This is a genomic window from Sporomusa sp., from assembly GCF_057736855.1.
The window spans coordinates 1-9,936 of the sequence record NZ_JBYKYF010000096.1; the positions used below are offsets into that span (position 1 = coordinate 1).

Here is a 9,936-nt window from a genome sequence, read left to right on the forward strand (position 1 = left end):
ATTTGGGGTCATCGGGGATACATTTACCTATGTTCGAAGTTTCGTTAATCATGTGCCGGATACGGTTGCAGAAGCAATGGAAAATTTCACCTTATTTAAAGGTGATGATGGATTTAAGCTTTTTTCCAGTTTTATCAAAGAGTTTGTCTCGAGCGACCCCCAGGTCTTTTTACTCATATGCGCGCTGATTACCAATACATTAATTTTTATTATCTTATATAAACATTCGGCAATTTTTGAACTTAGCCTATTTTTGTACATAACCTCAGGGATGTATCTGGTTACGATGAACGGCGTGCGGCAATTTTTGGTTGCGTCAGTATTGTTTTTCCTTATTAAGTGGATTGTGGATGGAAGATGGCTTTTGTTTTTCAGTGTCGTGTTAGTCATGAGCACCATGCATCTGTCGGCGTTGATTTTTATTCCGGTCTATTTCTTTGTCAGATTAAATCCCTGGAGCAGACTGGTAGGCATAACACTAGCTGCTTCTGTCGTGGTCCTTTTGACATTTAGTCAAATTGGTGCTTTTCTGCTGGGGTCATTAGAGGGAACCCAATATGAACATTATCAAGAGTATATACTTGCGTCAAACCAAGGCGCAAATGTAATGAGAGCGCTGATTGCTGCGGTGCCGGTAGTATTAGCTTATATTGGCCGAAAAGCGATTGAAGAGTGCAATGACAAGCTCGTCAATATACTTATCAATTTTAGTGTATTAAATCTTGTCTTTTATATACTTGCGGTGCAGAACTGGATCTTTGCGAGAATGACTATCTATTTTGGTCTTTCTGTCCTACTTCTTTTACCATGGTTAATTAAGAACCTATTTCCTAAAACCAGTACAGCTTTATATAATGCGTGCCTATTTTTCTATTTTATTTATTACTATTATGAAATGGTCATTACGCTGCATATGGTATACAGAAGCGAATTTTTAGGGTTTCTGGAGTAATTATTAGGAAAGGAATCTAATGCAACCATGTTAATAAAAACGATAACCTGCCATGATGTGTATAACCATGGTGCATCATTACAAGCATATGCATTAATGAAATATCTGCAAGGACAAGGCCACGATGTAAAGATAATCAATTATAAGCCAGACTATTTATCACGTCATTATGACTTGTTAGCGATTAACCACCCAGCATGGAATACCAACATCATAAAAAAAATGATGTATTTGCTTGTAAAGTTTCCGGGGAGAGTTGTTTCCTTGAAAAGGAAGCGGGCATTTGATTTGTTTACTAAGAAATACTTACAACTAACTCCAGTCAGATATACATCCAATGAACAGTTAAAAGCAAATCCCCCGGAGGCGGATATTTATATTTGTGGTAGTGATCAGATATGGAACTGCCTATTTCCCAATGGCAGGGACCCGGCCTTTTATTTGGATTTTGTTTCTCAAAAGGACAAGAGAAAAATATCATATGCCCCAAGTTTTGCAAGTGTAGATATACTTGACGAGTATAAAGAATTTATAAAGGAAAAAATAAGCCGCTTAGACAGCATCTCGGTACGTGAGAGCAGTGGATTAAGGATACTGGAGACATTAGGAATTCAACGCGGTGTACAAGTTGTGGACCCTGTCTTCTTATTGGATAAAGAAGAATGGTGCCGTTTTGATGTATATAGAGCCACTGAAAAGTATTTGCTGGTTTATGATTTTGAAAAAAATGATCTAATAGAAAAAGCGGCCATTACGATTGCACGAAAGCATAATCTAAAGATATATTCCATCAATGACTACAAATGCAAATATGCAGACAGAAACTTTTGGTTTGCTGATCCTGAGATGTTTGTATCCCTGATAAAACATGCGGAGTTTGTGATTTCGAACTCGTTTCATGCTACAGCATTTGCCATTATATTCGAGAAAAACTTTTGTGTCGTTAATCGAAGTGAAAAAATAAATACAAGAATGGTAGATTTATTGACCTCATTACAAATGATAACTCGGTTGGTCGCGACAGAACGGGATATAGTTAATGTTTTTCCGGCGATCAATTATCATGCTGTTAATAGTAAATTGAGTGAAATGATAGCAAGGTCAAAACAGTATCTGTATAACAGCATAAATAAAGAAAAAGGTGTAGTATGAAAAAAGTCTTATTTGTCATTGATTCACTTTCCTGCGGGGGTGCTGAGAAAAGCTTACTTTCGCTTCTTACATTACTTGATTACGCTACAGTTTCTGTAGATTTGCTTTTGTTTAAAAGAGGCGGCGTTTTTGAGACATTAGTACCAAAACAGGTACATATATTACATCCTCTGCCGTATTCAAAATTTATGGAAATGCCAATAAAAGATGCGATATTTTCTTCGCTTAAGCAACTTACATTTCACATGCTAACTAAAAGGGTAAAACACACGATTGCCGTAAGGAAAAATAAAAAACTGCATGGAGCGCAGTTGTTATGGAAAAATGTTTCCAGCATGATCGAAAATCATGTACAGGAATATGATGTCGCCATTGCATATAGTCAAGGTTTTCCTACCTATTATGTTGCGGAAAAGGTGACTGCCAAAAAGAAGTTGGCGTGGGTCAATACGAATTATACATTGGCCGGGTATGACAGGGATTATGATTATCCATTTTATGATGAAGTGGATACCATCGTAGCCGTTTCAGATTTGGCAAGAGAAATCTTAGTATCTAACTTCCCTGAATTTTCTCGGAAAATACAGGTTGTTTATGATATAAATAACCCGTATGTAATCAGCAAGCTGGCCGATCAAGGGGAGGGGTATACAGATAATTTTGACGGCTGGCGCTTGCTTACAATTGGCAGGTTGGTACAATCCAAGGGCTACGATATAGCTATCGAGGCATGCAAGAAGCTAAAAGAACAAGGCATTCGTTTTCGCTGGTATGTTCTTGGAGAGGGTATTTTGCGTGATGAAATCAAGCAGTATTTGCACCAAAATCACTTGGAACAAGATTTTGTTCTGTTAGGTGTTAGCGCAAACCCATATCCCTATATTAAAAACTGTGATATATATATCCAAACATCAAGATTTGAGGGATTTGGATTAGCCATAGCGGAGGCAAGGATGTTAAATAAACCGGTTGTGACTACTAATTTTGATGCTGTGCATAATCAAATCATTGACGGAAAAAATGGACTGGTTGTGGACATGAATGCTGATGCCGTTTGTGATGGGGTTAGCAGGATGCTACATGACCATATACTCAGAACCAATATTATTAGATTTTTAGAAGCTGAGAAAAAGGGTAACATAGAAGAAATGGAAAAAATATACAAATTGGTGTTAGCTGAATGAAAGTGAGTAGTCAGAAGGGATTTATACATGGATTATAGTTCAAGAACAACAAACACAATGAGAAATCTAATATTTAATTTGAGTGGACGATTACTTACGATCTTTTTCAGCTTTGCTGGCAGAACGGTGTTTATTAACACCTTAGGTGCAGAGTATTTAGGCGTTAGTGGATTATTTAGCAATATACTTTCTTTATTGTCTCTGGCTGAACTTGGGATCGGTAGTGCAATCACATATAGTATGTATAAACCCTTAGCTGAAAGAGATGAAACTAAAATTAAAGCATTGATGCAGTTCTACGCTACTGCTTATCAAATTATTGCCTGCTCTGTTGCTCTATTGGGACTGGCCATATTACCCTTTTTGGATAAGATACTAACAGAAAAACCTGATATACCAAACTTATTATTAATATACTTAATGTTTGTACTGAATTCAGTCATTTCCTACTTGTTTGCGTATAAAAGTGCAATTATTACCGCAGACCAGAAACAATATATTACTGTTATCTACAGTAATATATTTAGCATATTGCAAAATATCATGCAAATCATAGTACTCATTCAGACTAAGAATTTTATTATGTATTTAGCTGTACAAATCATGTGTAACTTTTTTTGTAATTTTCTCCTATCCAAACAAGCAGATAAGCTGTATCCGTTTTTGCAAAACCGATGCAAAGTATTCTTAGACAAAGAAACACGCAACACTATATTTAGAAATATAACTGCTATGATTTTTCATAAAATCGGTGGAGTATGTATCCTTAGTATAGAGAATATCTTAATTGCATCATTTGTCGGTGTGTATTGGGTAGGATTGTATTCCAATTACAGTATGATAATTGGAATCGTAGTAGGGTTTTTACATCAGATTTTTTCGTCAGTTAGTGCCAGTATAGGTCATCTCAACGCTAAGGAAACGCTTGAGAAATCAAATAGCATTTTTAAAACGACTTTCTTTATAAATTTCTGGCTCTATGGTTTTTGCGCCGTAGCCTTCTGGGTATTAATGAATCCATTTATTGTTCTGTGGATAGGTAGTCAATACATAATAAGCAAGTATATTGTTTTGCTGATTGTAAGCAATTTTTTTATAACAGGCATGAGAAAAACCGTATTGATATATAAAGACACCATGGGATTGTTTTGGCAAGATCGATATAAACCTATTTTTGAAGTTACAGTCAATCTTATAGCATCTATTATTTTGGCAACAAAGCTGGGTTTGGCAGGAATTTTATTAGGAACACTTACAAGTACGGTTACTACTAGCTTTTGGGTAGAGCCATACATTTTGTATCGGTACGGTTTGAGAAGACCTCTCAGAGAATATTTTAGAAAATATGCAATATATGCAATGGCTACAATAACCGCTGCATTTATTACAGATTTTGCTTGCTCAATGTTTACCACAAATACGTTTTTAAGTTTTATAGGGAGAACGGTTTGTTGCTTACTTATTCCTAATACTATATTTATTATTTTGTTTTATAAAACCATAGAGTTTGCGCATGTGCTCAGTATTATCAGAGGCCTAGTATGTAGTCGTCTGCAGTTTGTTTATAAAATGTAGGGTAGTCTGTGAATCCACGGGGGAGGCGACAGTATGGCTGGTAAAGCGAAAGATGGAAGTATAGAGCTATTACGTGGATGGGCAATACTCGGGGTTTTACTTATACATACAAGCATGTATTTCAAATACGTTCACGCAGTAAATTTGCTGGTGTTGGCAAATATCGTGATAGATATTATGGCGCACTTTGCAGTACCATTATTTATTTTTATTTCCGGTTTCGTGTTAGCACGAAATTACCCGGGATCGTTTCATTATTTGCGTTTTTACAAAAACAGATTTAGAAATACGTTACCCCCATATCTGTTGTCCTCCATATTCTATTGTTACTTATTTCATCCAAATATATCCTCCATGCTGACGATGATAAAATATATAATTACTTTTAATGCCAGTTTTCATCTTTGGTTTTTTAAAGCTTTATTCGGAATGTATATATTCTACCCGGTCATCCGTAAAGTATATGAGCATTTTATGGTGAATTTTCAATATAAAAAACTTTTATTTGGTGCCGTGATCCTACAACTCCTTTGGACGGCGGTGAATGATTTTCCGGTGAAACATAATTTTGTAGACATACTGCTGTTTGGTACAACCTTTCTCGGTTGGATAGTATATTTTCTGTTAGGGATGATATTCTTTTCCTATAAAGACCTAATCGTACAATGTGTTTTAAAGAACAAGTTCAAAATGTTTGCATTTATATCCATGCTTATCATACCAATAACCACAGCCTGGATTGATGTATTTTACGGTGAAAAAAATTATATGATAGCACTTAGCCGTATTCTATTGGAACTTGTTTTGTTTACAACTATAATAACCTACCTTTTTGCCATATCGAACACATTGTATCAGTCAGATCGCCTGTTAAAGCGTGGATTGCTTTATCTAGGAAAATATTCTTTTGGCATTTATCTTATTCATGTTTTTTATTTGCGGATTTTCGTTAATGCCATGGCTCCGGCGTTAAAAGTGGACATGTCTTCGCTTTGGTTTTATGTTGGATTATTTTTATTTATGACAGTCCTAAGCACACTGACAGTACGTGTTATCAGCAAAGTACCTTATAATAAACTATTCATCGGAGAAACTAGGCGCAAGCTTCTTAAGGCATAAAGATTTTATATCATCTGTCTAGAAATATGGGTGTCTGCAATAGTGATAAACGGATAAAATTGGAGTAATTTCAGCTAATGAGTGAGGTTTTAAAATGAAGATAAGTGTAATTATTCCTGTTTTTAATGCCGAAACCTATTTACAGCGATGTTTACATTCGTTTGTAGAACAAACCAATGGCAACTTCGAGGTTATTATAATTGACGATGGGTCAACAGATCGAAGTGCGGCAATTTGTCATGAGTATGCGTCTAAATATAGTAATTTTGTGCTAGTGAGAAAGAAAAACGGCGGAGTTTGTTCTGCTCGAAATTTAGGCATTGAAAAGGCAAGAGGAGAATATATTACGTTTGTTGATGCTGACGACACCGTAGTACCCAATATGATCGAACTGATCCTATCGCATATAAAAAATAAACCTGACTTATTAGTATTTGGTTTTACTATAATTGACGAGGCAACAGACCTTCCACGCGGTAAGACCATAATATCTATGGAAGGGAAGGTAGTTGCTGCTGACTTTCCCGCGTTGTATAATGATGGGTTACTTACTACTGTTACGAGTAAAGTATATAGGAGAATGTGTATTATCGAAAATAATATTCGTTTTGATGAGAGAATTGACATAGGAGAAGATACTTTTTTTAACTTAGTATATCTTAAATTTACCGATACGATTGAGGTTGTTAAAGAGTGGGTGTATAACTGGTATAAGCGTGCGGCGGGTAGCTTATCATCTAAGCTTACTACAACTGGTGTTAATAGTAGGATCATAATGATGCATGAATTCCAGGACCTGTTAGATAAAAAACGGGTAAATCGTCAAAAACATTCGTTGGCAATTATGCGATTTATATTTACTGAATATATGTTTGCTATAATGTCTTTGTTTCATAAAGATGCAAACACCACTGTGTTGTATAAGATTCGAGAAATAAGACGATTAAATCATCATGATCATTTTCAAACGGTATTTAGCATACCCAACGGCAGAAGTGTCCGTTGCAAGGATATATTAGTGAGGATCGTTCGTCTTAAAAGCCCAATCTGTATGTGCATATATGTATATCTATCAAAGCTGATTAGAGCGGTTAGACCAAGTCGGAAAGTACATTGGTCTGGAGTGTAAACGTTGCCGTATCGAGAATAGGCAGACGGTAAATAGGGATAGCAGAATATTTTTTTTGCATATCTATGGTAATAATAACCAAAAATGTAAATAGGAGGTACAAAACTATTGAGTCATAAGCATAGTTCGGAATATCGCCAAAGACCATTATTAGTATTGGCTGTCACATCAGCCATAAGCATGGACTTCTTTAAAGGGCAAATTGTTTATTTACAAAAAGCCGGATTTGACATAGCGGTAGTATGCTCGCCCGGCTGGGCTAATCATGAAGGGGTAACATATTACCCGTTGGCAATGGAACGGGAAATATCTATCTGGAAGGATATTCGCAGCCTGTATTTATTAGTAAGGTTATTCCAAAAAATTAAACCTTCGCTTGTCAATGCCGGAACACCAAAAGCAGGGCTATTAGTTAGTATAGCAGCGTTTATCTGTAGAGTACCTGTTAGGATATACACTTGTCATGGATTGCGTCTGGAGACACTGACGGGATGGAAACGGATATTATTAACGGTAACCGAGAGAATCACTGCGTTTTGCGCTAATAGGATACTATGTGTAAGTAAAAGCCTAAAGAGTAAATTTATAGAACATAAATTAGCTACAGCAGATAAGATTACGGTACTAGGGGAAGGTAGTTGTAACGGTATTGACCTCAGCATATTTAACAATATGAACTCGCTTAGTTTAGATAAAACCGCCTTTTGTAAGGAAAACAATATTAGGGAAGATGCCAGATTTATCGGGTTTATTGGTCGGTTAACAAAGGATAAAGGGATATATGAACTTATTGAAGCTTTTGCAGTATTGAAAGATAAACACCCTAACCTATATCTGTTGTTGTTGGGAGAATTTGAAGACGGTGACCCAATCTCAGAAAATACACGACAAAAAATTGTCCAGGATGAGAGGATCATTCATGTAGGTTATGTTACTGACACGATACCGTATTACAAGCTGATGGAATTACTTATTTTGCCGACATACCGTGAAGGCTTGCCAACTGTATTACTTGAGGCCGGCGCCATGGGGATTCCTGTAGTTGCCACGCGAGCAACAGGGTGTGTGGATGTTGTGGTTGATGGTGTGACAGGGTTGCTAGTACCGGTAGGCAATAGCAGCGCACTAGCAAAAGCCGTGGAGCTGCTGTTACATGACAAAAAACTGGCTGTGCAAATGGGGCAAGCAGCGAGACAAAGAGTTACAGAATTATACAATCAGGATACCGTATGGAAGAATATGAGGGAATTTTACCAGGACATGCTGGCTGCAGTGGAGTTGGGTACGGGTCGTAGAGTGGAATTATTGATAAAACGAATGTTTGATTTGGTTGTATCTAGTAGTCTCCTGGTTATTTTATCACCGGTTTTTTTGGTGGTGGCTGCCATTATTGTAAGTCAGATGGGTTTTCCGGTTTTTTTCAAACAGACAAGACCGGGTTTACATGCTAAACCTTTCAATATATATAAGTTTCGCACTATGACGGATGAACGAGATGAAGCAGGAAATCTGCTTCCTGACGAAAAGCGGCTAACCAAGAGTGGCGCAATGCTGCGGAAATTCAGCCTAGACGAGCTTCCCCAACTCATGAATGTACTAAAGGGGGAGTTAAGCTTAGTTGGGCCAAGGCCATTATTAATGGAGTATTTACCTTTATATACTGCTGAACAGGCACGCAGACATGAGGTTAAACCCGGAATTACTGGATGGGCTCAAATAAATGGCAGAAACTCCTTAAAATGGGAGGACAAGTTTAGGTTAGATGTTTGGTATGTGGATAATTGGTCGATTTGGTTAGATGTGAAAATTCTTTGGCTGACAGTATTAAAAGTGATTTCAACAGATGGAATACATCAGCAAGGTCATGTAACAATGGAAAAATACCGAGGTAGTGAACAATGGCAGGATTATTAATTGCAGGCGCAGGTGGACATGGAAGAGTTGTTGCCGATACTGCTTTTGAGAGTGGATTATGGGAGAAAATTGCGTTTCTAGATGATCAGTATCCTACAATACAGTTTTCAGGCAGATGGCCGGTTGTAGGTACAATTGCCCAGGCATTTCAATTTTTACCAGAGTATTCACATCTTGTAGTAGCACTGGGGAACAACATATTGCGGGTGGAGTTAACCCGGCGTTTAAGTCAAATGGGTTTTGTACTGGCAACAGTGATTCATCCAACTGCATTTATTAGTCAATCGGCATGGATTGGCGCGGGAAGCGTTGTTTTTGCACAAGCTGCAGTTAATGCAGGAACCCGGATAGGGATGGCAAGCATTATTAATACCTCTGCTTCGATTGACCATGATTGTGAGTTGGGGTATGGAGTGCATATATCACCTGGTGTTCGTTTAGCAGGGACAGTCCGGGTAGGTAATTATAGTTGGCTGGGGATAGGTTCTTCAGTAATTCAGCAGGTGTCTATTGGTGATAATGTGATTCTGGGAGCCGGGACTGTAATTACTGAAAACATACCCAATGATGTTACGGTTGTCGGGGTTCCTGGGCGGATCGTGAAGAAGCATGTAGTGTGAGGAGTGGATAACATGGTTATGCAAAATAAACGTATCTATCTATCACCACCCCATATCGGGGATTTAGAACAACAAATGGTGGCAGAAGCTTTTCACACCAATTGGATTGCTCCACTTGGTCCCCATGTGGAGCAATTTGAACGGGAAATAGCGGAGTATGTGGGGGTTAAGGGTGCGGTAGCATTGAGTTCTGGTACAGCAGCCATACATTTAGCGTTAAAGTTGCTTAACGTTACTAGAGGGGATATCGTTTTTTGCTCATCCCTAACGTTTGCTGCATCTGCAAATCCT

At 37.6% G+C, this 9,936-nt stretch carries 9 protein-coding genes; all 9 read left to right on the forward strand.

The features are described from left to right. On the forward strand, positions 1-952 hold a 952-nt coding region (locus AC29Z1_RS08170), incomplete at its 5' end, for an EpsG family protein (protein WP_488270966.1). 27 nt (positions 953-979) lie between these two features. Further along, positions 980-2,104: a polysaccharide pyruvyl transferase family protein gene (locus AC29Z1_RS08175; RefSeq protein WP_488270967.1), complete on the forward strand. Its 1,125-nt coding sequence runs from the start codon at positions 980-982 to the stop codon at positions 2,102-2,104. Next, positions 2,101-3,288, forward strand: a complete 1,188-nt coding sequence (locus AC29Z1_RS08180; RefSeq protein ID WP_488270968.1) for a glycosyltransferase — start codon at positions 2,101-2,103, stop codon at positions 3,286-3,288. Before AC29Z1_RS08175 ends, AC29Z1_RS08180 begins: the two co-directional genes overlap by 4 nt. 27 nt (positions 3,289-3,315) lie before the next feature. Beyond that, a complete protein-coding gene (locus tag AC29Z1_RS08185; protein WP_488270969.1) occupies positions 3,316-4,863 on the forward strand; it encodes a lipopolysaccharide biosynthesis protein in 1,548 nt (515 codons plus the stop codon). A gap of 33 nt (positions 4,864-4,896) precedes the next feature. Continuing rightward, positions 4,897-5,982, forward strand: a complete 1,086-nt coding sequence (locus AC29Z1_RS08190) for an acyltransferase (RefSeq protein WP_488270970.1) — start codon at positions 4,897-4,899, stop codon at positions 5,980-5,982. Between the two features lie 94 nt (positions 5,983-6,076). Further along, entirely contained in the window at positions 6,077-7,111 is a 1,035-nt protein-coding gene (locus AC29Z1_RS08195; RefSeq protein ID WP_488270971.1) for a glycosyltransferase family 2 protein, read from the forward strand. A 108-nt stretch (positions 7,112-7,219) separates the two neighbouring features. Beyond that, entirely contained in the window at positions 7,220-9,025 is a 1,806-nt protein-coding gene (locus tag AC29Z1_RS08200) for a sugar transferase (protein ID WP_488270972.1), read from the forward strand. Continuing rightward, positions 9,010-9,645: an acetyltransferase gene (locus AC29Z1_RS08205; RefSeq protein WP_488270973.1), complete on the forward strand. Its 636-nt coding sequence runs from the start codon at positions 9,010-9,012 to the stop codon at positions 9,643-9,645. The genes AC29Z1_RS08200 and AC29Z1_RS08205 overlap by 16 nt, the downstream gene beginning before the upstream one ends. A gap of 12 nt (positions 9,646-9,657) precedes the next feature. Continuing rightward, on the forward strand, positions 9,658-9,936 hold a 279-nt coding region (locus AC29Z1_RS08210), incomplete at its 3' end, for an aminotransferase class I/II-fold pyridoxal phosphate-dependent enzyme (RefSeq protein WP_488270974.1).

Coding starts and splice junctions, on each gene's coding strand:
- AC29Z1_RS08175 (WP_488270967.1), top strand. CDS start 980: ATGTTAATAAAAACGATAACCTGCCATGATGTGTATAACCATGGTGCA.
- AC29Z1_RS08180 (WP_488270968.1), top strand. CDS start 2,101: ATGAAAAAAGTCTTATTTGTCATTGATTCACTTTCCTGCGGGGGTGCT.
- AC29Z1_RS08185 (WP_488270969.1), top strand. CDS start 3,316: ATGGATTATAGTTCAAGAACAACAAACACAATGAGAAATCTAATATTT.
- AC29Z1_RS08190 (WP_488270970.1), top strand. CDS start 4,897: ATGGCTGGTAAAGCGAAAGATGGAAGTATAGAGCTATTACGTGGATGG.
- AC29Z1_RS08195 (WP_488270971.1), top strand. CDS start 6,077: ATGAAGATAAGTGTAATTATTCCTGTTTTTAATGCCGAAACCTATTTA.
- AC29Z1_RS08205 (WP_488270973.1), top strand. CDS start 9,010: ATGGCAGGATTATTAATTGCAGGCGCAGGTGGACATGGAAGAGTTGTT.